Raw genomic sequence first — 24,557 nt, 5'->3', positions numbered from 1 at the left:
GTGGTAGCATGCGCGCCCCATGCGTATCCCCGACATATACCAACGCCTCGCCGATCTCGGTGCCCTGCCTGCCCATAGCGGCCGGGTGGTGCGTGCCTGGCTGCAGGGCAAGCCGCTGAACACCGGCACCCGCCGCCAGCAGAGTGAGAACTTCCTGCCGCTCTCGGTGCGCGCCGGCCTGCCACAGCTCGGCGATGACCTCGACAGCCTGGTGCGCCTGCGCTCCGAACACCCCGGCGCCGACGGTTCGGCACGCCTGCTGGTGGAGCTCAGCGACGGGCAGATGATCGAGAGCGTGCTGCTGCCGCGTGGCGGCCTGTGCGTATCCAGCCAGGTCGGTTGCGCGGTCGGCTGCGTGTTCTGCCAGACCGGCAAGAGCGGCCTGCTGCGCCAGGTGGGCAGCGCCGAGATCGTCGCCCAGGTGGCCCTGGCGCGGCGCTTCCGCCCGGTGAAGAAGGTGGTGTTCATGGGCATGGGCGAGCCGGCGCACAACCTCGACAACGTGCTGGAAGCCATCGACCTGCTCGGCAGCGAAGGCGGCATCGGCCACAAGAACCTGGTGTTCTCCACCGTCGGCGACCCGCGGGTGTTCGAGCGCCTGCCGCAACAGCGGATCAAACCGGCCCTGGCCCTGTCGCTGCACACCACCGATGCCGAACTGCGCCAGCAACTGCTGCCGCGCGCACCGCGCATCGACCCCGAGGAGCTGATGGAGCTGGGCGAGGCCTACGCCCGCGCCGTCGACTACCCGATCCAGTACCAGTGGACGCTGCTCAAAGGCATCAACGACAGCCAGGAGGAGATGGACGAGATCCTGCGCCTGTTCAAGGGCAAGTACGCGGTGCTCAACCTGATTCCCTACAACAGCCTGGAAGCCGACGAATTCCAGCGCCCGGACGGCGATCGCATTGTGCAGATCGTGCGCTACCTGCACAGCCGCGGCGTGCTGACCAAGGTGCGCAACAGCGCCGGCCAGGATATCGACGGCGGTTGCGGCCAGTTGCGCGCGCGGGCTGCCGAACTGGTCGAGCGCAAACGCCAACAGCGCCATTCTGCGGACTGAAAAGGCGCCTGGGCTTGCCAGCGGCGGCAACGCCGTGCACCAATCGGCGCACATCCCGTCAGGAGCCGTGCCCATGTCCGCCCTCGAACTGAAGATCCCGCCACCGCTGGTGCTGTTTGTCTGCGGCCTGCTCATGTGGCTGCTGGCATATCTGCTGCCGAGTCTGGGTTTCAATCTGCCGGGGCGCCTGCTGCTGTCCACCCTGCTGGCAGCCGGCGGCCTGGGCGTAGCGGGCGCCGGCGTCCTGGCCTTTCATCAGGCCAGCACCACCATCAACCCGACCCGTCCGAGCACCACCAGCAGCATCGTCAGCAACGGCGTGTACCGCTTCACCCGCAACCCCATGTACCTGGGCATGCTCCTGTGCCTGGGCAGCTGGGCGCTGTTTCTTGGCAACCCGCTGAGCCTGCTCGGCCTGCCGCTGTTCGTCGCCTACCTCAACCGCATGCAGATCGGCCCGGAAGAGCGCGCGCTGGACGCCAAGTTCGGCGAGCCCTACGCGCAGTACCGCAGCCGCGTGCGGCGCTGGCTCTGAGAACCTGCTTCATGCCGTCACACTGTAGCCCGGACTTCAGTCCGGGAGCTGGCTGACGTGCCCCGGACTGAAGTCCGGGCTACCGGCTGTGTTCGTGACAGCGAACTCATCCGCGGTCAGGGGCTTACTCGCAGTGGTCTACCCATGGTGGTCAAAGTCCACCAAAGTGCCTGACACCGTCCTGCGCCCGCGCTGCCTGACACTCGGCAAAATGCTACCCTCTGCAGCCTTTTTCAGCCGTATCTGCCGATCTGCATGCACACCCTCGAACAACTCCGCCGCGGCAAACTGGCCGGCATCACCCGCCTGGATCTGTGCGCCGGGCTGCGCGAATTCCCCCGGGAAATCTTCGACCTGGCCGAGAGCCTGGAAGTGCTCAACCTCTCCGCCAACCAGCTCACCAGCCTGCCCGCCGACCTGCCACGGCTGCACAAGCTCAAGGTCGTATTCTGCTCGGACAACCCCTTCAGCGAGCTGCCAGAAGTCCTCGGCGACTGCCCGCAGCTGGAGATGGTCGGCTTCAAGGCCAACCGCCTGCGTCACCTGCCGGCCGCCGCACTGCCCAAAGCCCTGCGCTGGCTGATCCTGACCGACAACCAGCTCAGCCAGCTGCCGCAAGAGCTGGGCGACTGCGCGCGCCTGCAAAAGCTGATGCTGGCCGGCAACCAGCTCACCGACCTGCCGGACAGCCTGGCCGCCTGCCATAACCTGGAACTGCTGCGCATCGCCGCCAACCGCCTCGACGGCCTGCCCGACTGGCTGCTGCAGCTGCCGCGCCTGAGCTGGCTGGCCTTTGCCGGCAACCCGTTCAGCGACCGCGAGGAGGCGCTGGCCCTGGCTCGCCACCCGCACCCGCCAATAGCGCGCGCGCAGCTGGATATCGGCGAACTGCTCGGCCAGGGCGCCAGCGGCATGATCCACCGCGCCCAGTGGTCGCGCCCCGGCCAGCCGCCCCAGGCGATGGCGGCCAAGCTGTTCAAGGGCGCGCTGACCAGCGACGGCCTGCCCCACAGCGAAATGGCCGCCTGCCTGGCTGCCGGCGCACACCCCAACCTGATCCGCGTGGCCGGCCCGCTGGCCGAGCAGCCTGGCGCACCGGCGGGCCTGCTGCTGGAGCTGATCGAACCGAGTTATCAGGTGCTGGCCGGCCCGCCCTCGCTGGCCAGCTGCACCCGCGACCAGTACCCGGCCGAGCGCCGTTTCAGCCTCGCCGAAGCCCTGCGCATTGCTCGCGGCGCCGCCGCGGCCGTGGCCCACCTGCATGCCCAGGGCATCCTGCATGGCGACCTGTACGCGCACAATCTGCTGGCAGATTCACAGGGCCAGTGCCTGCTCAGCGACTTTGGCGCGGCCTCGTTCTTCCCCCTCCAGGGGACCCAGGCTCAGGCACTGCAACGCCTGGAGGCGCGCGCCTTCGGCTGCCTGCTTGAAGAACTGCTGGAGCGCTGCAGGGACGCCGCGCTGCCGGCGGCCCTCAGCCAGCTGCGCGACCGCTGCCTGAGCGAGCAGCCGGCGCAGCGCCCCGCCTTCGATGAGATCCACGCGACGCTGCAGGCCCTCTAACCCCCCAGGGTCATGGGTGCACACGGCGCACTGTAAATGAGGCAACACCCTGGCAAGGCAGGCGAGTGGGATGGCCCTGAAAAAGCTGCCGCCCACAGGCAATCGGTTACGACGACAAAACTGTCAGAAAAGGTTCTTCTGGCGTTAACTGTGCCGACATCTGCAGCCAACATGCTGAGCAGCCCTTTTCGCCTCCAGGACTGCCCCATGCGCCTTACCCGCCTTGCCTCGGCCCTCACCCTCGCCTCGCTGCTGGCCACCCCGGCCATCGCTGGCAACACGCCGCACACACTCAAGATCAGCCCGCTGGGCACTTACCAGAGCGGCCTGTTCGAACAGGGCGCGGCGGAAATCGTCGCCCATGATGCGCGCAGCCAACGCCTGTTCGTGGTCAACGCCGCCAGCGGCAAGCTCGATGTCCTGGATATCCGCGACCCGGCCCAGCCCAAGCTGCTGTTCAATATCGACCTGTCGGCCTATGGCAGCTCGATCAACAGCGTGGCCGTGCACAAGGGCCTGGTGGCCGCCGCCGTGGAAAACAGCGTGAAGACCGAACCGGGTCAGGTGGTGTTCCTCGATGCCGATGGCCAGATCCGCGGCCGGGTCCAGGTCGGCGCCCTGCCCGACATGCTGACCTTCAGCCACGACGGCCAGCGTGTGCTGGTGGCCAACGAAGGCGAGCCGAGCGACGACTACCTGGTCGATCCGGAAGGCTCGGTGAGCATCATCGACCTGCCCAAGCGCCTCAGCCGCCTGAGCCAGGCCAACGTGCGCACCGCCGACTTCCGCGCGTTCAGCCGCGAGCAGCTGGACCCGTCGATCCGCGTGTTCGGCCCCAACGCCAGCGTGGCCCAGGACTTCGAGCCGGAATACATCACCATCAGCAAGGACGGCAAGCGCGCCTGGGTGACCCTGCAGGAGAACAATGCCATCGCCGAAATCGACGTGCGCCGCGCCCAGGTCAAGGCGGTACACGGCCTGGGTTACAAGGATCACCAGTTGGCCGGCAACGAGTTGGACGCCAGCGACAAGGACTCTGCGGTGAATATCCGCAACTGGCCGATCCGCGGCCTCTACCAGCCGGACGCCATCAGCAGCTTCAGCCAGCGCGGGCAGACCTACCTGGTCACCGCTAACGAGGGCGATGCCCGCGCCTATGGTGGCTACAGCGAGGAAGTCCGTGTCGGCAGCACCGCCTACTTGCTCGACCCGGCCGTCTTCCCCGACGCCGGCACGCTCAAGCAAAACGCCAACCTCGGCCGCCTGACCGTGAGCAAGGCCAGTGGCCTGGACCCGCAGACCGGCACCTACAACGCCATCTACGCCTTCGGCGCCCGCTCCTTCTCGATCTGGAGCAGCGAGGGCACGCGCGTGTATGACAGTGGCGCGGACTTCGAGCGGATCAGCGCCGAGCGCCTGCCCGCCCTGTTCAACAGCAACCACAAGGAAAACACCCCGGACGGGCGCAGCGACGACAAAGGCCCGGAGCCGGAAGGCGTGACCGTCAGCACCCTGTGGGGCAAGCCCTATGCCTTTATCGGCCTGGAGCGCATCAGCGCGGTGATGGTCTACGACCTGAGCAACCCCAAGGCGCCGCGTTTCGTCGAGCTGGTCAGCAACCGCGATGCCACCGCCAAGCCGCCTGCCGCCGAAGCCGGCGACCTCGGCCCGGAAGGGGTCATGGTCATCCCCGCCGAGCGCAGCCCGCTGGCTGGCGTACCGCTGCTGGTGGTGGGCAACGAGGTCAGTGGCAGTACCACGCTGTACCGCATCGACCGCCAGTAAGGGTTTAACGTCCAGCAAAAGGCCGGGTTACCCCGGCCTTTTGCTTTGCTGCCTGCCCAGAAGCTCATGGGCCCAGAAGCGGCCGCCTGGACGCCTCAGGTCCCGCTCTTGACCTTGCTCCAGATGCGCGTGCGCACCCGGTCGATCTTCAGCGGCATGGCCTGCAGGGTGTACAGCTTGCTCAGCACCGCTTCCGGGGGATAAACCTTGTTGTCGGCCTTGAGCGCCGGGTCGACCAGGCCGTCGGCCTTGGCATTGCCGTTGGCATAGTGCACATGGTTGCTGATGCCGGCCATCACCTCAGGCTGCAGCAGGTAGTTCATGAACGCGTAACCAGCTGCCTCGTTTGGCGAGTCGGCCGGCATGGCTACCATGTCAAACCACATGGGCGCGCCTTCCTTGGGAATCACGTACTCGATCTTCACCCCGTTGCCGGCCTCGCTGGCGCGGCTGCCGGCCTGCATGACATCGCCGGAGAACCCCACCACCAGGCAGATATCGCCGTTGGCCAGCTCGCTGATGTACTTGGAGGAGTGGAAATAGCGCACGTTCTGGCGCATCTCCAGCAACAGTTTCTCGGCTTTCTTGTAGTCGTCGAGATTCTGGCTGTGGTGCGGCAGCCCCAGGTAATGCAGGGCGATCGGCAGCAGCTCCGGGCCGTTGTCGAGTACCGCCACGCCGCATTGGCTGAGCTTGGCCATGTTCTCCGGCTTGAACAGCAGATCCCAGGAGTCCAGCGCCACGCCGTCACCGAGCACCGCCTTGACCTTGTCGACGTTGTAGCCGATGCCGGTACTGCCCCACAGGTAGGGAAAGCCATGCTGGTTGCCCGGGTCGTTGACCTGCAGCGCCTGCAGCAATACCGGGTTGAGGTTCTGCCAGTTGGGCAGCTGGCTCTTGTCCAGTTTCTTCAGCGCACCGCCCTGGATCTGCCGGGCCATGAAGTGGTCCGAGGGGAACACCACGTCATACCCGGAGCGCCCGGCCATCAGCTTGGCATCCAGGGTTTCGTTGCCGTCGTAGACGTCGTAGTGGGTGGCGATGCCGCTGGCCGCCTCAAAACTTTTCAGCGTATCCGGGGCGATGTATTCGGCCCAGTTGTAGATGCGCACGCTCTCCGCGGCCTGGCTGACCGATGCCAGTAGCATCAGCGGGAGGATTTTCTTCAACATGGAATTACCTCGGTAGTTGTTTTTGTTGGCAAGGATGGATGGGCAGCGGGCTCAGAAAATCAGCACATAGCTCTTGCGCAGGGTTTCCTGGATATCCCAGATACCGGTGGTATTGGCGGGAAAGAGGATGGCGTCGCCGGCCTGGATCGCGATCGGCTCGCCAACGTCGGGGATGAAGGTGCAGCGCCCGGCGATGAAGTGGCAAAACTCCTGCTGCACGATCTGCCGGCGCCAACGCCCCGGTGTGCACTCCCACACGCCGGTTTCCACGCCGTCGCTGCGCTCGACGCTGGTCACCGAGGTGACTGCGATCGGCTCGCTGAGCGGCACGGCTACCGGGTTGGAGTCCTCCAGCGCCAGGCTGGCGGTGTTCTTGAAGTGACTGATGCTCATGACTTTCTCCGAAGGTTTTGCGTTAACGCATGAAACTTTCCATGAAGCCCGCCACGCTTTGCGCCAGGCGGCGGCGCCAGGGCGCGCTATGTGGGTCAGCCAGCACCCGGTCTTCATGCACGAAGCTCTGGATGATGGCGTTGTAGCCCAGCCAGCGGCACGGCTCCGGCTCCCAACTGCACAGCTGGCTCAGGTGGCCATCGCTGATGACCCAGGGCTGGCGGATTAGCTCGCTGTCCTGGCCAAGAATCAGCGCGGCCAGGGTGCGGCCACCGAGATTGCTCGCCCCTACCCCTTCGCCACCGTAGCCGCCGGACAGGGCGATACCGCTGCGCCGGTCGGCCAGCATGTGCGGATGAAAACGGCGGGCCATGCCCAGGTTGCCGCCCCAGGCATGGCTCAGGCGCACCTCGCGCAACTGCGGGAACAGTTCGCCAAACAGGTAGCGGCGCAGCTCACGCTCGTCCGTGGTCAGGTTGAAATCCGTGCGCAACTGGCCGCCAAAGCGGTAACCACCGCGGGCACCGAAGACCAGACGATCATCGGCCGTGCGCTGGCCGTAGGTGACCTGGCGACTGGCCTCGCTGAAGGCCTGACCACGCTCCAGGCCGATCTGCGCCCAGGTTTCGGCCGACAACGGCTCGGTGGCCACCAGCAGGCTCTGCACCGGCAGTTGGTAACGCCCCAGCGGTGGCAGGCTGGCGGCGTAGCCTTCCACCGCCGGCACGATCCAGTCGGCGCGCACGCTGCCGTGCTCGCTGCGTACCCGGCCCGGCTGCCAGTCGAGCACGCGGCTCTGCTCGTAGATTTCCACCCCCAGGGACTCGACGCAGCGGGCCAGGCCCCGCACCAGTTTGGCCGGCTGGAGGGTCGCGCAGTGCGGGGTAAACAGCGCGCCGTAGGGGTTGGCCATGCGCAGTTGCGTGGCCAGCTCGGCGGGTTCCAGCCAGCGGTAGTCTTCCTCGCCCAGGCCCAGCGCGCGCAGGCTCTGCAGCTGCTCACGCAGGCTGGCCTGCTGCTCCGGATAGCGCGCCGCGCAATACAGCACGCCGCTCTTGCGGTAGTCGCAGGCGATGCCTTCGCGCTGCAGTACCGCGCCGACCTCATCGGGAATGCCATGCAGCAGGTCGAACGCGGCTTTGCGCTGCGCAGCCGGCAAGTCGCCAAGCAGGCGATCTTCGCCGAGCAGGTTGCCCATCAGCCAGCCGCCGTTGCGCCCGGAGGCGCCGAAACCAGCAGTCTCGGCTTCGAGAATGACGATGCGCAGCTGCGGCGCCTGGCGCTTGAGGTAGTAGGCGGTCCACAGCCCGGTGTAGCCGGCACCGATGATCGCCACGTCGGCCTGCAGTTCGGCGCCCAGCGCGGGCCGTGGCTCGAGGGGCTCGTCGAGCTGATCCATCCACAGGCTGAGGGTGCGCCAGTCGCTCATTGCATGCTCCACAAAGGGGGAATGCGCAGAGCCTAGTCAGTCGCCTCAGGGCTTGTCGTGCGTGCGGGCCCGCAAGGAAATCTGCTTGAGGTAGGCCTTGGGCGACTGGCCGGTATGCCGGCGAAAACAGCTGTAGAAAGCCGACAGAGAATTGAAGCCGGCGGCGAACGCCAGTTCATCCACCGGGCGCGAATCGCCGCCGGCCGCCAGGCCATCGAGCAGGTGCTGCAGGCGCGCCTGGTTGACGTAGCGGTAGAAGCTCTGCCCGAGCACCTGGTTGAGCAGGTGAGAAATCTGGTTGCGGCTGTAGCCGGTGGCCGCGGCGACCTGCTGCAGGTTGAGCTCGGGGTCGAGGAACGGCCGGTGCTGCTGGAAGTACTCCTGCAGATCCTGTGCGAGCTGGCCAAGCTGGCGCGCCGACAGCCCCAGGCGGCTGATCGCCGGGCGTGCCGAACTACCCGCACTGGTAGCCCGCTCTTCGCGCAGCAAGGTCGCGTACTCATTGATCAGCCAGATCAACCCGTCGCGCACGGTGATCGCCTCGCTGCTGCGAAATGACACCAGGCCATCGCTGCCCTGCAGGCACAGGCGGTACTGGATGAACGCGGTGTGGCCGTCGATGCGGATACGGTCGCTATGCTCCAGCGCCTCGCCGGGCTGGCGCGGCAGGTTGTGCTGCACGTACTCGCGCAGCTCGGCCAGGCGCATGCAGCGCTGCTGAAAGAAGTCGTTGTACTCGATGTCCGGGTGATACAGCGCCAGCACCGCTTCGAGGTCGCGATGCTTCCAGCTCAGGTGGTAGCGCAGGATGATTTCGCGGGTGCGTTCGCTCTGCTGCGCGTCATCGGGGAAGTCACTGTCAAACATGCCGGACTCGGTGCAATGAATGCTGGCAGCTTGCCCTAGCACCGGCAGCCGCTCAATCCCGAATTAACCGGCGAATAGACGCACACCTTGTGGATGCGCCAGCACGGCAGACGGAGTCATCCCTATGATGCTGCGGAAGGTGTGGCTGAAGTGCGCCGAATCGGTGAAGCCGGCGGCCACCGCTGCTTCGGTCAGGCTCATGCCACGCGCTACGCCGACCGAGGTGACGAACAGGCGATGCCACTGGCGGTAGCGCCGAATCGGGATGCCGATCTTCTGGCGGAACAATTGCGTCAGGCGCGGCACCGACAGGCCAACCTGCTCGGCCAGGTAGTCGATGGACTGGTTGCACGACACATCGGCCTTGATCAGCTCGATGGTACGCACGATGCGCGCATCGAGGGAGAAGCCGCCGGGCACCTGCTGCTGCGGATTGATCAGTTCGTCCATCCAGGCGTAGAGCAACTCTGGCGATGCGCTGCTGCGGTGCAGCTCGTCGAAGCGCTGGATACAGGCAGCCTCGCTATCCAGGCCATGCAACACACTGGCCTGGCAGAAAGCCATGCGCGGCGCCAACAGCGCGAAATCTTCGCCGAAAACGTCGAGATAACAGATCGCCACACGCGAGCTGCGGCTATCCACACTCAAATCCAGGCCGGCCGGCAACAGCGCGCTATGACACACCACCGAGCAACCCTGGGACTCCAGATAGAGCGGGCCATCCAGGCCGAATAGCAGCATTGCCGCAGCCTGTGAAAGCTGCAGCGGCTGGTGGAACTGACTGAGATGGAAGGTGCGTTTGTCCCACAGATAAAGCAGGACCGGCGCGTTGATTGGCAGCATGAAGATTCCCGCCTGGCAGTCGGCTGATCGCCGCTGCTCCTGTTGTTTTTGTCGGCGCAGGGTTATCACAGGGATGAATTTTTCGGCTAGCCGATGCCGCCCCAGCGTGACGTGCATCACATTTATTTTATCGCCATGCACAGGCTTTCATCAGTTCTTACAAGCCGTACCGACGTTGCGGTGGTCTGATAACCGCCACCTCCGCTGCTGTGTGCGGGGCTACAACAAAAACAAAAACAGATCCACACAGGTACTCTCGATGAAAAAGCTGCTCGTCTCGACGCTGGCTGCCGCCAGCCTTTGCACCACCCTCACCGCCACCGCCGGTACTACAGCACAAACCAAAAACCCCATCGTCCTGGTGCCCGGCATCTTCGCCTTCGACACCATTGCCGGCATCGACTACTGGTACAAGATTCCCAGCGCCCTGCAGGCCGAAGGTGCCAAGGTCCATGTGCCGAAAATCAACGCCTTCGACAGCTCGGCCAAGCGCGGCGAAGCCCTGATCGCCCAGCTTGAGCAGATCCGCGCAGCCTCCGGCGGTACCGTGAAGAAGTTCAACCTGATCGGCCACAGCCAGGGCGGCATCACCGCGCGCTATGTGATGAACACGCGGCCAGACATGGTGGCCTCGGTCACCACTCTGCACACACCACACAAGGGCTCGCCGCTGGCCGACGTGGCTACCGGCATCGCGCCAGCCGGCACCCTGCGGGGTGTGGCCTTCGATGTGTTCGCCAACGCCGTGGGCGACTTGGTCAACCTGCTGTCGAACAACAAGAAGAGTCAGGCGGATATCCGCGCCATGCTCGCCGAGTTCAACAAGACCGGCGCAGCTGCCAACAACAGCAAGTTCCCGGTCGGTATCCCCACCACCTCCTGCGGTGAAGGCCCGGAAACCGCCAGCATTGCCGGCAACAGCGTGCGCATGTACTCCTGGAGCGGTACCTGGCAGCTGACCAACGTGCTGGACATCTCCGACCCGTTGTTCAACACCACTGCGCTGGCCATCAGCGAATCCAACGACGGGGTGACCGGACGCTGTTCCAGCCACTTCGGCAAGGTGATCAAGGACAACTACATAATGAATCACCTGGACGCGAACAACCACATCAATGGCCTGGTGTCGCTGTTCGATACCAACCCGAAAACCCTCTACGTGAACCAGGCCAATCGCCTGAAAAATCTCGGCCTGTAAGTTGTAGGCGGGCATGCCGGCTCCCCTCCGTGCATGCCCGCTGTCAGGAGCTCTCAATGTCCACCAGATTTCTCCTGAGTGCCTTGGCCGTCGCCGGTTTCAGCGCACTCGGCATTTGCACCACGCTGCTCCTCAGCGAGACAACACCGCCTACGGCTCAAGCCCAGAGCACGCCCAGCAACGCGACCCCTACTGACGCGCGCAGCCAGCAGGCCAGCACCCTCAATCAGCAACTGCAACAGGCCCCCCCTGGCCCAACTGCGCGATCCCGGCCCCCTGCCCGCCTCCCTGCAGGGCAGCCATCACGATGTGCGGCTGCAGCTGGATGAACAGGGCAACCTGAAGATCGAAGCCAGCCTACTGCATCTGTTCGAGTTCTATCTCGCCGGCCTGGAAGAAGAAGGCGTCGACAAGGTACTGATCCGCGTCCACCGCGAGCTGGCCGGGCAGCTCCAGGGAGCGGCCCTGGAGCAGGCACGTAATCTCTTGCGCCGCTACGTGGATTACCGCATTGCCCTCAAAGACTTACCGCAGAGCAATGGCGACCTGAACCCCGAGAGCCTGCGCCAGCGCCTCGACGCCCTCAAGGCCTTTCGCCAGCAATACTTTTCGGTCGAGGAGTACGCGGTATTTTTCGCCAACGACAATGCCGAAGACGAATACATGCTGCAGCGCCTGGCACTCAGCCAGCAGCAAGGACTGAACGACAACCAACAGCAACAGGCGCTGAGCGAACTCGAGGCACAATTACCCGAAGACGTGCGCCTGGCACGCAGCGAAAGCACCCGCTACGGCGACCTCTACGCCGCCACCCAGGCCATGCAAGCCGAAGGTGCCAGCGCCGAAGAAATCCGCCTGCTGCGCGAACAGACACTGGGCAGTGAAGCAGCTCAACGCCTGGCCGAGCTGGATCAGCAACAGGCCGAGTGGCAGCAGCGCCTCAGCGACTACGCCAGCGAACGTGACCGCCTGCGTGCCGCCGGACTCAGCCAGACCGATCTGCACAACGCCCTGAGCGAACTGCAGGCCAGCCGTTTTGACGAGCTGGAACGCAAACGCGTGCAGGCGCTAGATGCCGATCTGTAGTTGAGCCCCGAGCCATCCACCTGGCTTGCAGCTACGCTGTGGCAAAGGAGGTGCCCATGAGCGACGAGCAAAACGACAAACCCCTGACCTTCGGCCAGATGCTGCAAAGCGTGCTGGCCGCAGCCTTTGGCGTGCAGAGCGGCAAGCACCGCGCCCGCGACTTCAGTCGCGGCAAGCCGAGCCACTTCGTGATCCTCGGCGTGCTGTTCACCGCAATCTTCGTGCTGGTGATCTTCAGTGTGGTGCAGTTGGTGCTGCACTTCGCCGGAGTCTGAACTCAGCGCAGCAAGGCATCGATGGCGCAGGCGTACTGCCGCATCTGCGGATTACCCTCGGCACTGAAATTCTTGAAGTCCAGCCCTTCACCAGGCTTGCGCATATACGCCAGCAGGTTCTGCGCCTCGTGCTGATCCAACAGGCGCAAGAGTCTTGCCTGCTGATCCTTGCCGCCGCGCTCGGCGAAATCCAGGCCGTGCGCATGGTCGTGCAACAGCACCATGGCACAGCCACCAAGGATGGTGTGCCCGCCGGCCAGCACCTCGATGCGTCCATCCATCCGTGCTTGCAACACCCGTTCAGAGGTATTCAGGGCGCTGTAATGCAGCTTGCGCTCCTGCTCCCGAGCCGCTCGCATCACCCCGAAGGCCATCTCGTCATTGGCCGCCCACACCAGATGGAGATCCGGGTAGCGTGGCAATAGAGCCGTGGCCTGTTCATAGGCACGCTGTTCCTTCCATTCGCCATACAGCAACTGGCGCAGACGTACCTGCGGATGCTCGGCCAGCGCCCGCTTCAAGCCCTCCTCACGCAAGGTTGCCGACGGCGTCTGTTTGACCCCGGAGAAAGCCACCATCTCGCCCTGAGGATCCAGCTCGATCAGCGCCTTGGCCATCAGATAGCCGGCTTCCTCGTCGTTGGTGACCAGGCTGCCGATCCAGTTGCGGTACTTTTCCCGCGGCCCACCCAGACGCGCTCGCTGCTCGGGTGTCAGGGTGCTGTGCAGGGCGAACAGTTTGATCCCGCTGTCGGCATACAGGCGGAGGATTTCCGGGCCCACATACTGTTCGTTGACGAAGACCAGGTAGTCAGGCTTCTCCTTGCCTTGCAGCACCGCATGGGCATTGGCCAGGATGGTTTGCGTATCCCGCGCGCCATACAGCACGTGCAACTGCAGGCCCAGATCATCGGCGGCGTCCTGCATGAAAGCCGCGTAATCGGACCAGAAACGTTCGGTTGAATAACCAGGGTTGAGAAACACCACCGAAGCTGCCTGGGCCGGCAGCCCGGTCAGCAGAAGGCCAATAGCGAGAAAGATGCGCAACAGAGCACTCATGAAACGTTATTCAGGAAAATTTGCCACGCAGTATACCGAGCCGCCCCGTGCATCCGCTCACCATCGATCCTGCACCATAAAAAAGCCAGCGCTGGCTGCCCATCGCTGGCTCTTGTTGCTTTCACAAGCTACTGCTGACTGACCCAGAACACCGCAGTGGCGACGACCAGCACTATCAGTGTGAAGATAGCGCGGGCATCGACGAGGCTGTCCTGGCTGTCTGGTTCGGAATGGTCGGTCATGGCTTCCCCCTTTATTGTGGTTATGGGTGGTTCGCCATGACAGTTAAGACCAGACAACCCCGCGCCTCAAGGTAAAAGGCCACATTTGCTCTTCTTAGTACTTTTTGTTCAAGCCTTATACAAAAACATCACTTTTGCGCATAAACCTTAACTGGTATCTTCCCCCGGCTCCGCGTGGAGTGCGCAGCCGTGCGCGCAAAAAGCCTTGCTGTCTGATGAAGCAGTAGCCTGAATCACAGGATATATATGTACGTATACGACGAGTACGATCAACGGATCGTCGAGGACCGCGTCAAGCAGTTCCGCGACCAGACCCGCCGCTATCTGGCCGGCGAACTCTCCGGTGAGGAGTTCCGCCCCCTGCGCCTGCAGAATGGCCTGTATATCCAGCGCTTCGCGCCGATGTTGCGCGTTGCCGTGCCCTACGGCCTGATGTCTTCGGCCCAGGTGCGCATGATGGCCAAGATCGCTCGCGACTACGACAAGGGTTACGCACACATCAGTACCCGGCAGAACGTGCAGTTCAACTGGCCGGAACTGGAAGATGTACCGGACATCCTCGCCGACCTGGCCACCGTGCAGATGCACGCGATCCAGACCAGCGGCAACTGCATCCGCAACACCACCACCGACCAGTTCGCTGGCGTGGCCAAGGATGAGCTGATCGATCCGCGCCCCTGGTGCGAGATCATCCGTCAGTGGTCGACCTTCCACCCCGAGTTCACCCACCTGCCGCGCAAGTTCAAGATCGCCGTCAACGGCGCCGTCAGCGACCGCGCCGCTATCGAGGTGCATGACATCGGCCTGGAAGCCGTGCAGAACGCCGCTGGCGAACTGGGCTTCCGCGTTTCCGTCGGTGGCGGCCTGGGCCGTACGCCGATCGTCGGCAGCTTCATCAACGAATTCCTGCCGTGGCAGCACCTGCTGTCCTACCTCGACGCCATCCTGCGCGTGTACAACCGCTATGGCCGTCGCGACAACAAGTACAAGGCGCGTATCAAGATTCTGGTCAAGGCACTGACGCCTGAGGTGTTCGCCGAGCGCGTGGACGCCGAGTGGGCCCACCTCAAGGATGGCCCGACCACCCTGAACGAAGCCGAAGTCGCCCGCGTCGCCGCGCACTTCATCGACCCGGCCTATAAAGCCCTGAGCGATCAGGACGCTGCTCTGGCCGCGCTCGACGCCGAGCACCCGGGCTTCGCCCGCTGGCGCCAGCGCAACACCTTCGCCCACAAGCGCCCCGGCTATGTCGCCGTGACCCTGTCGCTGAAGCCTACCGGCGTGGCACCGGGCGACGTCACCGACAAACAGCTGGACGTCATCGCCGACCTGGCCGACCGCTACAGCTTCGGCGAAGTGCGCAACAGCCATAACCAGAACATCATCCTCGCCGACGTCGAGCAGGCGCAGCTGTTCACCCTGTGGGGCGAGCTGCGCGAGAATGGTTTCGCCACGCCGAACGTCGGCCTGCTGACCGATATCATCTGCTGCCCGGGCGGTGACTTCTGCTCGCTGGCCAACGCCAAGTCGATCCCGATCGCCGAAGCCATCCAGCGCCGTTTCGATGATCTGGACTACCTGTTCGACATCGGCAATATCGACCTGAACATCTCCGGCTGCATGAACGCTTGCGGCCATCACCACGTCGGCCACATCGGCATCCTCGGCGTGGACAAGAAAGGCCAGGAGTTCTACCAGGTGTCCCTCGGCGGCAGCGCCGGGCGTGACGCCAGCCTGGCGCAGATCCTCGGCCCGTCCTTCGCCGAAGCGGACATGGCCGACGTGATCGACAAGATCATCAAGGTCTATGTCGAACAGCGCACCGATGAAGAAAGCTTCCTCGACACCTTCCGCCGCGTTGGCGTCGATCCGTTCAAGGAGCGTGTATATGCAGCGAATCATTAAGAACGGCCAGGTGCTCGACGAAACCTGGCACCTGCTGCCCAAGGACGCCACGCTCGATGGCATCTCCAACTGCGACGACCTGATCGTGCCGCTGGCCCTGTGGGTCGAACACAGCACGGCGCTGAAAGCCCGCGATGGCGGCCTCGGCGTATGGCTGGATGCCGGCGAAGAGATCGAAGAGATCGCCGACCAGCTGGACAACTTCCAGGTGATCGCGCTGAATTTCCCGGCCTTCACCGACGGCCGCCATTGCTCCACCGCCTACCTGCTGCGCACCCGCTACGGCTACAAAGGCGAAGTGCGGGCGATTGGCGATGTGCTGCGTGACCAGCTGTTCTCCTATCAGCGCGTCGGCTTCGATGCCTTCGCCCTGCGTGCGGACAAGGACCCGCTCGACGCCCTGCAAGCCTTCGAGGAATTCTCCGAGGTCTACCAGGCGTCCGCCGACCAGCCGCAACCGCTGTTCCGCCGCCGCGCCTGAGCACGGCCAGCAGCATGAAAAGCCCCGCCAAGTGCGGGGCTTTTTTATTCCAAGCCCGCCGTAGCCCGGATGCAATCCGGGAGCGGAGTCGCCTGCTTCCCGAATTGCATCCGGGCTACGGAAAATGTCGCGCCTAGGGATTGGCGCGCACCGACTCCCAGGCCACCTGCGCCAGCAATTGGCGACAGTCAGCCAGCTCGGTCTGGGTGCGCCCAGCCAGCCAGTTGCGGGCGAAGTCATGGGTCGGGCCGATGATCACCGAGGCGAAACAGTCCACCGGCATCGGCTTGAACAGCCCCTCCTCCCGATAGCCGGACAGCGCCTCGAAGATGCGCTGGAAATGCAGGCGGTTGGCCTCGCGCAGTTCATCACCGCGTTCACTGGCCTCGACCCGACCGCGACTGTGCAGGATGAAGCGCGCCCAGTCCGGGTTGGCCGCCACCCAGTCGATGTAGCTGGTCACCAGCAGCTTGACGCAGGCTTCGGCGCTATTGGCCGTGCTGAAGCCCTGCTCCAGCAGTTCGGCGTACTCGCCAGTGCCGGCCAGATAGAGCGCTGCGATGATGCGCTCCTTGTTGCCGAAGTGGTGATACAGGCTGCCGGTGCTGGCGCCCGACCGGTCACGAATCATCTCGATGGTCGTGGCATCCACCCCGAACTCGGTAAAGCAGGCCAGGGCAGCCTGGAGAATTTCATGTTTACGCGAGGGACGGGCCATGGGATTCCTTAACAATCATTACTAGAATATTTTTCTAGAATTAAATTCCAATATTCGTATACTGCCTCGGCGCGCGCTTCTCTTCAATGTATTTGCCATTCCAGGAGCACCCATGAGTCAGATGATGCAGATGTACCAGCAAGCCGGCCCGGCACAGTTCAGCGCCATGATCGGCCAGGTCGCCCCCTACTTCGCCAGCATCGCCCCGCAGTTCGTCGAGCTGCGCGCGGGTTACGCCGAAGTGACCTTCGCCAAGCGCCGCGAGGTGCTCAACCACCTGGGCACCGTGCACGCCATCGCCCTGTGCAACGCCGCCGAACTGGCGGCTGGCACCATGACCGATGCCTCGATCCCCAAGGGCTGCCGCTGGATTCCCCGTGGCATGACGGTGGAATACCTGGCCAAGGCCGATGGCGACATTCGCGCCGTGGCCGACGGCAGCGCCATCGACTGGAGCCAACTGGGCGATGTGAAGGTTCCGGTGCTGGCCTATGTCGGTGACAAGCCGGTGTTCCGCGCCGAAATCACCATGTATGTCAGTCAGGCCTGAAGATCGGCCACACCCTGTAGGGCGGGTGCACCCGCGAGCTAACACGCGGGTTTCACCCGCCCTACGTCGTTCAAAACGCAAAGGCCCGGCATAAGCCGGGCCTTCTGCCACGCCACACCTATCAGCCGAGATTGACCAGCACCCGACCGACCTGCTTGCCCGCCAGGATCTGCTCGATCTCCTGCGGTAGCTCCTGCAGCCCCACTTCCCGCGCCAGGGCCTCGAGGTTGCCGAGTTTCCACTGCACGGACAGCTTGTCCCACATGGACGCCTTGACCACCAGCGGCAGTTCCACCGAGTCCACCCCCAAGAGGTTGGCGCCGCGCAGGATGAAGGGCATGACATTGGCCTTGAAGCCAACCCCGGCGGTCAGCCCGCAACAGGCCACGCTGGCGCCATAGCGCAGCGACTTGACCACGTTGAACAGGATGTCACCGCCTACCGTGTCCACCGCGCCGGCCCAACGCTCCTTGAGCATCGGCTTGTCGATGCCTTCCTGCAGCTCACTGCGTGGCACGATCTGCTGCGCCCCGAGCTGACGCAGGAACTCGCCCTGCTCGACCTTGCCGGTGGCAGCGGCCACGCTGTAACCCAGGCGCGCCAGCAAGGCCACGGCGACACTGCCAACCCCGCCGGTGGCGCCGGTCACCAGCACCGGGCCCGCTTCGGGGGTCAACCCGGCCTGCTCCAGCTTGTCCACGCACAATGCGGCGGTCAGCCCGGCCGTGCCGAGCAGCATCGCCTCACGCAGGCTCAGTCCGGCCGGGCGCTTGATCACCCAGGCTGCCGGCACACGGATGTACTGACCAAAACCACCGGCGGTATTCATGCCCAGGTCGTAGCCGGTGACGATCACCTCATCGCCCACGGCGAACTCGGCCACCCGCGATTCGGCGACTACCCCGGCGGCATCGATGCCGGGCGTATGCGGATAGCTCCGGGTCACACCACGGTTACCACTGGCGGACAAGGCATCCTTGTAGTTGAGCGAGGAGTACTGCACACGAATCAGCACATCGCCAAGCGGCAGATCAGCGGTGTCGCGCTCCGTCATCTGAGCCGAGAACGCACCTTCGTTTTCGCTGACCAGCAGCGCCTTGAACTGAGTCATGCAGCCTCCCGTTACCAGAAACGTTGTTGATGGAGCCGGTTCCACCAGTTCAGCAGCACCCGGTCGAGCGCCACGCTGGCAGCCAGGCCGAAACGCTCCGGCAGGCTCTTCTTCTCAGCGTAATGCAGGTGGAACAGATCGGCTTCGCGGGCGCGCTCAGCCAGGTACTCGTCGCTGGTCTTGAGCTCGTCGACCAGTTGCTTGTCCAGCGCGGCAATGCCCAGCCAGACCTCACCGGTGGCGATCTCGTCGATCACCAGCTGCGCGCGATAGCGCGCCACGAAGTTCTTGAACAGCACATGGGTGGTTTCCAGGTCTTCCTGGAACTTCTCCCGGCCCTTGTCGGTGTTCTCGCCGAACACGGTCAGGGTGCGCTTGTATTCACCGGCGGTCAGCACTTCAAAATCGATGTCGTGCTTCTTCAACAGGCGGTGCACGTTGGGCAACTGCGCCACCACGCCGATGGAGCCGAGGATGGCGAACGGCGCAGCGAGGATCTTCTGCCCGACGCAGGCCATCATGTAGCCGCCGCTGGCCGCCACCTTGTCCACGCAGACGGTCAGCGGGATGCCAGCGTCGCGAATCCGCGCCAGCTGCGACGAGGCCAGGCCATAGCTGTGCACCATGCCACCGCCACTTTCCAGGCGCACCACCACTTCGTCGGCAGCGCTGGCCATGCTCAGCAAGGCGGTCACTTCGTGGCGCAGGCTGTCGGTGGCCGAGGCCTTGATATCGCCATCGAAGTCGAGGACGAACACCCGCGATTTGCTGGTGCCGGCCTTCTTGTCGATCTTCGCCTGCTTGGCTTCGGCCTTGTGCCGGGCCTTCAGCTCAGCCTTGTCGAGCAGTGCATGCTCGAGGCGCTCGCGCAGGGCTTTGTAGAAATCGTTCAGCTTGTGTACATCGAGATGACCGCTGCCTTTGCCGCGACCTTTACTGCGCAGCGCCGCGATGGTCACCAGTACCACGATCACCGCCACCACCAGGGTTACGGTACGCAGCAGAAACTCCGCATAGTCCATCAGAAACTCCACAGCTCCCCCTTATTCGTACCTATCCAGGAAACCGCCAGCGGCCCCTGCCAGCCTCAAGCATACCGAGGCCGACCGGCAGTGTCCGCAACGGAAATATCTGTTCATGCTTGGACAGGTGATTAACCGCCAGCAGCAGCGGCACTATCAGCCTCGGCTATGGAGCCTCATATCCGCCACCGGCACGCCGCAGCGCAATGGCCCAGTGAGCGTGCAAAGCCGCGCGTCGGCAGCCCCAAAGCAATTCAAACAAGCGTATGTTTTTTCGTTGACAGCGCCCCGGCTCTGCCCATAACCTCGCGAAACTTCCACTGCCGGGATCGACTGCAGACGTGGGCAGCATCTACCTGATTCGCCATGGCCAAGCCTCTTTCGGTGCAGACGACTATGACGTGCTGTCGCCGACCGGTATTCGCCAGGCAGAAGTACTCGGTGATCACCTGGCACACCTCGGCCTGAGCTTTGATCGCTGCGTCAGCGGCACCCTGCGCCGCCAACAGCATACCGCCACAGCCGCCTTGCAGCGCTGTGTCGCCGCTGGCCTGCCAGCGCCAGAGCTGGAGCTGGACGCCGGCTTTAACGAATTCGATGCCGAAGCGGTGATCCGTGGTTTGTTGCCAGCCATGCTGCCGAGCGAGCCGGATGCCCTCGACATCCTGCGCAATCCGAAAGACAACCGCGCCGCCTTCCAGCGCCTGTTCGCGCGCATTATCCAGCGCTGGGTCAGCGGAGAACACGACCAGCCCGGCCATGAAACCTGGCAAGGTTTCGTCGGTGGTGTACAGTCAGGGCTCGAGCGCCTGCTCGCCCAAGCTGAGCACAGACAGAACATCGCCGTGTTCACCTCCGGCGGCACCATTACCGCATTGCTCCACCTGTTGACCGGCGTACCCGCCCACAAGGCGTTCGATCTCAACTGGCAAATCGTCAACACCTCGCTGTCGCGCCTGCAGTTTCGCGGCAACGAGGTGACCCTGGCTTCCTTCAACAGCCGTGTGCATTTGGAGCTGTTGAAGGCGCCGGAACTCATCACCTATCGCTGAGTTCCAGCCCACTGCGGCCCGCAAGGCCGCCAGAAACCCTCGATAACAAAGGATAGAAACCATGAGCTCCGTTGCCGACACCATCAACTCCATGCAGTCCAAGTTCAACGCCAGCGCTGCTGCCGGCCTGGACCTGGTATTCCAGTTCAACATCGAAGACGGTGAGAACTACGCGCTGATCGTCAAAGACGGCACCTGCGACGTACAGCAAGGCGACAACGCCAATGCCAACGTCACCCTGATCATGGACAGCGCCACCCTGGCCGGCATCGCCAGCGGCGAAACCGACGGCATGCAAGCCTTCATGGGCGGCAAACTGCGCGCCGAAGGCGACATGATGCTGGCCATGAAACTGGCCGAACTGTTCCCGGTGTAAGACCTAGCGTCTACGCTGTGGTAACACGAAAAACCGGAGCCTTCGGACTCCGGTTTTTTTTCGCCCGTTCTCAAGCGACAGACAGCAATCAGGCCTCTTGATCAATGACCAACAGCCACATCTATAACGCTGTGCTTTGCTTAAGGGCACCATTAAATTAGCCAATAATTAGTGGCACCCATCATCAGCAGAAGGGATAAGCATGACGCTTACAGACCAGTCCACCGGGATTCGCGATGGCGAAGAACTCGATGCCGCCATCATCGACCAGTACCTCAAGGCGCATATTCCCGGCCTGACCGGCGAGCCGCGCATCAGCCAGTTCCCGGGCGGCGCCTCGAACCTGACCTATCTGCTGGAATACCCGCAGCAGGAATTCGTCCTGCGCCGCCCGCCGTTCGGCCACAAGGCCAAGTCGGCGCACGACATGGGCCGCGAGTACCGCATCCTCAACCAGCTCAACGCCGGCTTCCCCTACTGCCCCAAGGCCTACGTGCACTGCACCGACGAGTCGGTGATCGGCGCCGAGTTCTATGTGATGCAGCGGGTCAAGGGCATCATCCTGCGCTCGGACATGCCGACCGAGCTGAACTTCAGCGCCGAGCAGACCCGCGCGCTGTGCAAGAGCTTCATCGACAAGCTGGTCGACTTGCACAACGTTGATTACCAGGCCTGCGGACTGGCCGACCTGGGTAAGCCGGAAGGCTACGTCAAGCGCCAGATCGAAGGCTGGAGCGATCGCTACGAGAAGGCCCTGACCCCCGATGCGCCGACCTGGGAACCGGTCAAGGCCTGGCTGCGCGAGAAGATGCCAGCCGACCACCGCAAACCGGCCATCGCCCACAACGACTACCGCTTCGACAACGTGATCCTCGACCCGAGCAACCCGATGCAGATCATCGGCGTGCTGGACTGGGAGCTGACCACCATCGGCGACCCGCTGATGGACCTGGGCAACACCCTCGCCTACTGGATCGAGGCGGCCGACCCGGCGCCGGTGCAACTGATGCGCCGTCAGCCAAGCAACGCCCCCGGCATGCTGACTCGCCAGGAGTTCGTCGACTACTACGCCGAGCGCTCGGGCATCCAGATCGACAATTTCGATTTCTACTACACCTACGGCCTGTTCCGCCTGGCCGGCATCGTGCAGCAGATCTACTACCGCTTCTTCCACGGCCAGACCAAGGACAAGCGCTTCGCCCAGTTCGTTCACATGAACAAACTGCTGGAGCAGATGAGCCTGCAGGTCATCGGCAAATCCACCCTCTAAACCGGATCAAGGTAACCAGAATGTCCAAGACCAACCTGTTCGACCTCGACGGCAAGATCGCTTTCGTCTCCGGCGCCAGCCGTGGCATCGGTGAGGCCATCGCCAAGCTGCTGGCCCAGCAAGGCGCCCACGTGATCGTGTCGAGCCGCAAGATCGACGACTGCCAGAAAGTCGCCGACGCCATCCTCGCCGACGGCGGCAAGGCCACTGCCATTGCCTGCCACATCGGCGAGATGGAGCAGATCAGCAACGTCTTCGCGATGATCCGCGAGCAGTTCGGCCGCCTCGACATCCTGGTCAACAACGCCGCCACCAACCCGCAGTTCTGCAACGTGCTGGACACCGACCTGAGCGCGTTCCAGAAAACCGTCGACGTCAACATCCGCGGCTACTACTTCATGTCCATCGAAGGCGGCAAGCTGATGAAGGCCGGCGGTGGCGGCAGCATCATCAACGTCGCCTCGATCAACGGCGTCTCGCCGGGCGAGTTCCAGGGCATCTACTCGGTGACCAAAGCCGCCGTGATCAGCATGACCAAGGTCTTCGCCAAGGAGTGCGCGCAGTTCGGCATCCGCTGCAACGCCCTGCTGCCGGGCCTGACCGACACCAAGTTCGCCTCCGCGCTGACCAAGAACGACGCCATCCTCAACCTCGCCCTGCAGCGCATCCCGCTCAAGCGCGTGGCTGCCCCGAGCGAAATGGCCGGTGCCGTGCTGTACCTGGCCAGCGAAGCCTCCAGCTACACCACCGGCGTGGCGCTGAACGTGGATGGTGGCTTCCTCTCCTGAGAAACAGCCGTGCACAAAAAAGGGACCTTCGGGTCCCTTTTTCATTGCCTGGGTTTTACTGCCAGTCTTTCAGGGCCTGATTGGCCGCCTGATTCATCGGCTGGGCCAGCAAACCGGTCGGGCTCAGGCTGACGCTGAACATCGCCCCATCGGCAATCGGCAGATAGGTCACGCGCGCGGCTTCGGGATCGAACAGGAACAGATCATGCTGGCCCAGGCGCAGCCAACGCCACAGATCGATACCGTAGGGGCTCTGCGCCAGGGCAACCTGGGCGTGGCGCGCGCTTTCCTGCTGCTCGATGGCAAGGAAACGCCCGGAGAGTTTTTCCAGGCGATAACCCGGCTGCAGACCGATCAGCGCGGCCAGGCCTTTCCAGCGCAGCAAGCGACCATCGAGCTGCCACAGATCGCCTTCCAAGGTGACCTGGCGTTCTTCACCACCCTCCAGCAGGCTGACCTGGTAACGCTGTGGGCCGTCGGCACTGAAGCTCAGGGTCAGCAGCGGCTTGCCTTCCGGCAGCGGGCTGTAGCTGAGCAGATCATAGGCGACCACGCCGACCAGCCCGGCCAGGCCGACAAAGGCCAGACCAACAGTGCCGCGCAGCCAGCCGAGGAACCAGCTACGCGACAACAGAATGCGCGCGGCAATGAACAGCGCCAGTATCGCCAGAAGGCCAATGAACCAGGCCAGGCCGTCATACTGCATGGGTGTAATTCCTTCTCCGTGAAATTGCCGGCATTATGCGCAGCAGGCAGACGGACAGGCCAGTCGCCACCCCGCACAATTGAATCCACGTCGAGTTTTTTATGCCTTTTCCTTTTGAGTTGGGAGTCGACCCACTCACTCTGGCGATTCTCGCCCTGGTCGCCTTCACTGCCGGCTTTATCGACGCGATTGCCGGCGGTGGTGGCCTGCTGACCATCCCCGCCCTGCTCACGGCTGGTCTGCCGCCGCATCTGGTGCTGGGCACCAACAAACTGTGCGCCACCTTCGGCTCGGCCACCGCCAGCTACACCTTCTACCGGCGCAAGCTGTTCCATCCCCGGCAATGGCGCAATGCCCTGCTGGCCACGGCGCTGGGAGCCACCCTGGGCGCCATTCTGGCCCACTGGCTGCCCGCCGCCTGGCTGAACCAGATGCTGCCGGCGGTGGTGTTCGGCTGCGGCCTGTACCTGCTGTTCGGCAAGACCCCGCCAACCCATGCGCAGCAGGATGCGCCCATTGCCCAGCGCCGCCAGTGGCCACAGGGGCTCGGCCTGGGCTTCTACGACGGCGTGGCCGGCCCCGGCACCGGCGCCTTCTGGACGGTCAGCACGCTGCTGCTCTACCCACTGGACCTGGTGCGCGCCAGCGGCGTGGCACGCAGCATGAACTTCGTCAGCAATGCCATGGCCCTGACGGTGTTCATCATCACCGGCCAGGTGGCCTGGCTGCTCGGCATCTGCATGGGCCTGGCACTGATGGCCGGGGCCTTCTTCGGTGCGCGCACGGCGATTCGCGGCGGCTCGAAGTTCATCCGCCCGGTATTCATTCTGGTGGTGTTGGCGCTGACCGCGCGCCTGGCCTGGCAGCACTGGTTCGGCCAGGCGTAGGCTGAGTACGTTGTGGTGGATGGGTAACGCGCCATCCATCCCAGCCGAATTCGGTCATGGATAGCGGCTTGCCATCGCTGACGATGAAATTCGTAGGCGGGTGAAACCCGCGGACTTTATCCGCCCTACGGTCTGATCCTGTAGGGGCCAGCTTGCTGGCGATAGGCAGACAGCATCCCGCT

General features: G+C 63.8%; 25 protein-coding genes. 15 read left to right on the top strand and 10 right to left on the bottom strand.

Annotation, left to right across the window (positions count from 1 at the left end):
- The first annotated feature begins 19 nt into the window (after window positions 1-19).
- The 4 genes from LRS11_RS14185 (at window position 20) to LRS11_RS14170 (ending at window position 4,946) form a co-directional block, all read left to right on the top strand.
- A complete protein-coding gene (locus tag LRS11_RS14185; RefSeq protein ID WP_260493590.1) occupies window positions 20-1,063 on the top strand; it encodes an RNA methyltransferase in 1,044 nt (347 codons plus the stop codon).
- A 73-nt stretch (window positions 1,064-1,136) separates the two neighbouring features.
- Window positions 1,137-1,598, top strand: a complete 462-nt coding sequence (locus tag LRS11_RS14180; protein ID WP_260493589.1) for an isoprenylcysteine carboxylmethyltransferase family protein — start codon at window positions 1,137-1,139, stop codon at window positions 1,596-1,598.
- A gap of 255 nt (window positions 1,599-1,853) precedes the next feature.
- Window positions 1,854-3,161, top strand: coding sequence for a leucine-rich repeat-containing protein kinase family protein (locus LRS11_RS14175; protein WP_260493588.1), 1,308 nt, complete (start codon window positions 1,854-1,856; stop codon window positions 3,159-3,161).
- Window positions 3,162-3,368: 207 nt separating this feature from the next.
- A complete protein-coding gene (locus LRS11_RS14170) occupies window positions 3,369-4,946 on the top strand; it encodes a choice-of-anchor I family protein (protein ID WP_260493587.1) in 1,578 nt (525 codons plus the stop codon).
- A gap of 95 nt (window positions 4,947-5,041) precedes the next feature.
- Here the strand turns inward: LRS11_RS14170 and LRS11_RS14165 are convergent, their stop codons facing one another.
- The 5 genes from LRS11_RS14165 to LRS11_RS14145 all read right to left on the bottom strand — a co-directional run bounded on the left by LRS11_RS14165 (window position 5,042) and on the right by LRS11_RS14145 (window position 9,650).
- Window positions 5,042-6,118: a polyamine ABC transporter substrate-binding protein gene (locus tag LRS11_RS14165; RefSeq protein WP_260493586.1), complete on the bottom strand. Its 1,077-nt coding sequence runs from the start codon at window positions 6,116-6,118 to the stop codon at window positions 5,042-5,044.
- Window positions 6,119-6,169: 51 nt separating this feature from the next.
- A complete protein-coding gene (locus LRS11_RS14160) occupies window positions 6,170-6,511 on the bottom strand; it encodes a cupin domain-containing protein (RefSeq protein WP_260493585.1) in 342 nt (113 codons plus the stop codon).
- A gap of 22 nt (window positions 6,512-6,533) precedes the next feature.
- Window positions 6,534-7,940 (bottom strand): NAD(P)/FAD-dependent oxidoreductase, encoded by a 1,407-nt coding sequence (locus LRS11_RS14155; protein ID WP_260493584.1) that lies wholly within the window; start codon window positions 7,938-7,940, stop codon window positions 6,534-6,536.
- 45 nt (window positions 7,941-7,985) lie between these two features.
- Window positions 7,986-8,807, bottom strand: coding sequence for a nuclear transport factor 2 family protein (locus LRS11_RS14150; protein ID WP_260493583.1), 822 nt, complete (start codon window positions 8,805-8,807; stop codon window positions 7,986-7,988).
- Window positions 8,808-8,870: 63 nt separating this feature from the next.
- Window positions 8,871-9,650: a helix-turn-helix domain-containing protein gene (locus LRS11_RS14145; protein ID WP_260493582.1), complete on the bottom strand. Its 780-nt coding sequence runs from the start codon at window positions 9,648-9,650 to the stop codon at window positions 8,871-8,873.
- A gap of 259 nt (window positions 9,651-9,909) precedes the next feature.
- On the opposite strand from LRS11_RS14145, the gene LRS11_RS14140 reads away from it, so the two are divergent.
- The 3 genes from LRS11_RS14140 to LRS11_RS14130 all read left to right on the top strand — a co-directional run bounded on the left by LRS11_RS14140 (window position 9,910) and on the right by LRS11_RS14130 (window position 12,209).
- A complete protein-coding gene (locus tag LRS11_RS14140; protein ID WP_260493581.1) occupies window positions 9,910-10,848 on the top strand; it encodes a lipase family alpha/beta hydrolase in 939 nt (312 codons plus the stop codon).
- A 309-nt stretch (window positions 10,849-11,157) separates the two neighbouring features.
- Complete coding sequence (locus LRS11_RS14135; RefSeq protein ID WP_260493580.1) at window positions 11,158-11,934, top strand: lipase secretion chaperone; 777 nt, start codon at window positions 11,158-11,160, stop codon at window positions 11,932-11,934.
- Window positions 11,935-11,990: 56 nt separating this feature from the next.
- Entirely contained in the window at window positions 11,991-12,209 is a 219-nt protein-coding gene (locus tag LRS11_RS14130) for a DUF2970 domain-containing protein (protein WP_260493579.1), read from the top strand.
- Between the two features lie 2 nt (window positions 12,210-12,211).
- Here the strand turns inward: LRS11_RS14130 and LRS11_RS14125 are convergent, their stop codons facing one another.
- Window positions 12,212-13,267, bottom strand: coding sequence for an ABC transporter substrate-binding protein (locus LRS11_RS14125; RefSeq protein ID WP_260493578.1), 1,056 nt, complete (start codon window positions 13,265-13,267; stop codon window positions 12,212-12,214).
- A gap of 488 nt (window positions 13,268-13,755) precedes the next feature.
- Between LRS11_RS14125 and LRS11_RS14120 the strand changes: the two genes are divergently transcribed.
- A complete protein-coding gene (locus tag LRS11_RS14120; protein ID WP_260493577.1) occupies window positions 13,756-15,414 on the top strand; it encodes a nitrite/sulfite reductase in 1,659 nt (552 codons plus the stop codon).
- Window positions 15,398-15,895, top strand: a complete 498-nt coding sequence (locus LRS11_RS14115; RefSeq protein WP_260493576.1) for a DUF934 domain-containing protein — start codon at window positions 15,398-15,400, stop codon at window positions 15,893-15,895. Before LRS11_RS14120 ends, LRS11_RS14115 begins: the two co-directional genes overlap by 17 nt.
- Window positions 15,896-16,028: 133 nt before the next feature.
- Here the strand turns inward: LRS11_RS14115 and LRS11_RS14110 are convergent, their stop codons facing one another.
- Window positions 16,029-16,613 (bottom strand): TetR/AcrR family transcriptional regulator, encoded by a 585-nt coding sequence (locus tag LRS11_RS14110; protein ID WP_260493575.1) that lies wholly within the window; start codon window positions 16,611-16,613, stop codon window positions 16,029-16,031.
- Between the two features lie 112 nt (window positions 16,614-16,725).
- On the opposite strand from LRS11_RS14110, the gene LRS11_RS14105 reads away from it, so the two are divergent.
- Window positions 16,726-17,163, top strand: a complete 438-nt coding sequence (locus tag LRS11_RS14105; protein ID WP_260493574.1) for a hotdog fold domain-containing protein — start codon at window positions 16,726-16,728, stop codon at window positions 17,161-17,163.
- Between the two features lie 121 nt (window positions 17,164-17,284).
- Here LRS11_RS14105 and LRS11_RS14100 read toward each other — a convergent pair whose 3' ends face one another.
- On the bottom strand, window positions 17,285-18,274 hold the full coding sequence (locus LRS11_RS14100) for a YhdH/YhfP family quinone oxidoreductase (RefSeq protein ID WP_260493573.1): 990 nt from the start codon (window positions 18,272-18,274) through the stop codon (window positions 17,285-17,287).
- Window positions 18,275-18,285: 11 nt separating this feature from the next.
- Window positions 18,286-19,308: a protease SohB gene (gene sohB / locus LRS11_RS14095; protein WP_260493572.1), complete on the bottom strand. Its 1,023-nt coding sequence runs from the start codon at window positions 19,306-19,308 to the stop codon at window positions 18,286-18,288.
- Window positions 19,309-19,637: 329 nt separating this feature from the next.
- Between sohB and LRS11_RS14090 the strand changes: the two genes are divergently transcribed.
- From LRS11_RS14090 to LRS11_RS14075, 4 genes are all read left to right on the top strand, one after another.
- Complete coding sequence (locus LRS11_RS14090; RefSeq protein ID WP_260493571.1) at window positions 19,638-20,348, top strand: histidine phosphatase family protein; 711 nt, start codon at window positions 19,638-19,640, stop codon at window positions 20,346-20,348.
- A 61-nt stretch (window positions 20,349-20,409) separates the two neighbouring features.
- Entirely contained in the window at window positions 20,410-20,724 is a 315-nt protein-coding gene (locus tag LRS11_RS14085; RefSeq protein ID WP_182834850.1) for an SCP2 sterol-binding domain-containing protein, read from the top strand.
- 202 nt (window positions 20,725-20,926) lie between these two features.
- Window positions 20,927-21,994, top strand: a complete 1,068-nt coding sequence (locus LRS11_RS14080; protein WP_260493570.1) for a phosphotransferase family protein — start codon at window positions 20,927-20,929, stop codon at window positions 21,992-21,994.
- A gap of 20 nt (window positions 21,995-22,014) precedes the next feature.
- Entirely contained in the window at window positions 22,015-22,782 is a 768-nt protein-coding gene (locus LRS11_RS14075) for an SDR family oxidoreductase (RefSeq protein ID WP_260493569.1), read from the top strand.
- Between the two features lie 55 nt (window positions 22,783-22,837).
- On the opposite strand, the gene LRS11_RS14070 is transcribed toward LRS11_RS14075, so the two are convergent.
- Window positions 22,838-23,488: a hypothetical protein gene (locus tag LRS11_RS14070; protein ID WP_260493568.1), complete on the bottom strand. Its 651-nt coding sequence runs from the start codon at window positions 23,486-23,488 to the stop codon at window positions 22,838-22,840.
- A 101-nt stretch (window positions 23,489-23,589) separates the two neighbouring features.
- Between LRS11_RS14070 and LRS11_RS14065 the strand changes: the two genes are divergently transcribed.
- A complete protein-coding gene (locus LRS11_RS14065; protein WP_260493567.1) occupies window positions 23,590-24,375 on the top strand; it encodes a TSUP family transporter in 786 nt (261 codons plus the stop codon).
- Window positions 24,376-24,557 lie beyond the last annotated feature (182 nt).

The sequence above is a fragment of the Pseudomonas sp. J452 genome, assembly GCF_024666525.1.
GTDB lineage: Bacteria > Pseudomonadota > Gammaproteobacteria > Pseudomonadales > Pseudomonadaceae > Aquipseudomonas.
This window is presented reverse-complemented; position numbering and strand designations above follow the sequence as displayed.

What these genes read in the sequence shown, in the direction of transcription:
- LRS11_RS14100 (WP_260493573.1), bottom strand. Translation starts at nt 18,274, where the DNA reads ATGACTCAGTTCAAGGCGCTGCTGGTCAGCGAAAACGAAGGTGCGTTC.
- LRS11_RS14125 (WP_260493578.1), bottom strand. Translation starts at nt 13,267, where the DNA reads ATGAGTGCTCTGTTGCGCATCTTTCTCGCTATTGGCCTTCTGCTGACC.
- LRS11_RS14085 (WP_182834850.1), top strand. Translation starts at nt 20,410, where the DNA reads ATGAGCTCCGTTGCCGACACCATCAACTCCATGCAGTCCAAGTTCAAC.
- LRS11_RS14185 (WP_260493590.1), top strand. Translation starts at nt 20, where the DNA reads ATGCGTATCCCCGACATATACCAACGCCTCGCCGATCTCGGTGCCCTG.
- LRS11_RS14075 (WP_260493569.1), top strand. Translation starts at nt 22,015, where the DNA reads ATGTCCAAGACCAACCTGTTCGACCTCGACGGCAAGATCGCTTTCGTC.
- LRS11_RS14110 (WP_260493575.1), bottom strand. Translation starts at nt 16,613, where the DNA reads ATGGCCCGTCCCTCGCGTAAACATGAAATTCTCCAGGCTGCCCTGGCC.
- LRS11_RS14170 (WP_260493587.1), top strand. Translation starts at nt 3,369, where the DNA reads ATGCGCCTTACCCGCCTTGCCTCGGCCCTCACCCTCGCCTCGCTGCTG.
- LRS11_RS14145 (WP_260493582.1), bottom strand. Translation starts at nt 9,650, where the DNA reads ATGCTGCCAATCAACGCGCCGGTCCTGCTTTATCTGTGGGACAAACGC.
- LRS11_RS14155 (WP_260493584.1), bottom strand. Translation starts at nt 7,940, where the DNA reads ATGAGCGACTGGCGCACCCTCAGCCTGTGGATGGATCAGCTCGACGAG.
- LRS11_RS14080 (WP_260493570.1), top strand. Translation starts at nt 20,927, where the DNA reads ATGACGCTTACAGACCAGTCCACCGGGATTCGCGATGGCGAAGAACTC.
- LRS11_RS14160 (WP_260493585.1), bottom strand. Translation starts at nt 6,511, where the DNA reads ATGAGCATCAGTCACTTCAAGAACACCGCCAGCCTGGCGCTGGAGGAC.
- LRS11_RS14120 (WP_260493577.1), top strand. Translation starts at nt 13,756, where the DNA reads ATGTACGTATACGACGAGTACGATCAACGGATCGTCGAGGACCGCGTC.
- LRS11_RS14130 (WP_260493579.1), top strand. Translation starts at nt 11,991, where the DNA reads ATGAGCGACGAGCAAAACGACAAACCCCTGACCTTCGGCCAGATGCTG.
- LRS11_RS14115 (WP_260493576.1), top strand. Translation starts at nt 15,398, where the DNA reads ATGCAGCGAATCATTAAGAACGGCCAGGTGCTCGACGAAACCTGGCAC.
- LRS11_RS14150 (WP_260493583.1), bottom strand. Translation starts at nt 8,807, where the DNA reads ATGTTTGACAGTGACTTCCCCGATGACGCGCAGCAGAGCGAACGCACC.
- LRS11_RS14105 (WP_260493574.1), top strand. Translation starts at nt 16,726, where the DNA reads ATGAGTCAGATGATGCAGATGTACCAGCAAGCCGGCCCGGCACAGTTC.
- LRS11_RS14175 (WP_260493588.1), top strand. Translation starts at nt 1,854, where the DNA reads ATGCACACCCTCGAACAACTCCGCCGCGGCAAACTGGCCGGCATCACC.
- LRS11_RS14070 (WP_260493568.1), bottom strand. Translation starts at nt 23,488, where the DNA reads ATGCAGTATGACGGCCTGGCCTGGTTCATTGGCCTTCTGGCGATACTG.
- LRS11_RS14165 (WP_260493586.1), bottom strand. Translation starts at nt 6,118, where the DNA reads ATGTTGAAGAAAATCCTCCCGCTGATGCTACTGGCATCGGTCAGCCAG.
- LRS11_RS14065 (WP_260493567.1), top strand. Translation starts at nt 23,590, where the DNA reads ATGCCTTTTCCTTTTGAGTTGGGAGTCGACCCACTCACTCTGGCGATT.
- LRS11_RS14180 (WP_260493589.1), top strand. Translation starts at nt 1,137, where the DNA reads ATGTCCGCCCTCGAACTGAAGATCCCGCCACCGCTGGTGCTGTTTGTC.
- LRS11_RS14140 (WP_260493581.1), top strand. Translation starts at nt 9,910, where the DNA reads ATGAAAAAGCTGCTCGTCTCGACGCTGGCTGCCGCCAGCCTTTGCACC.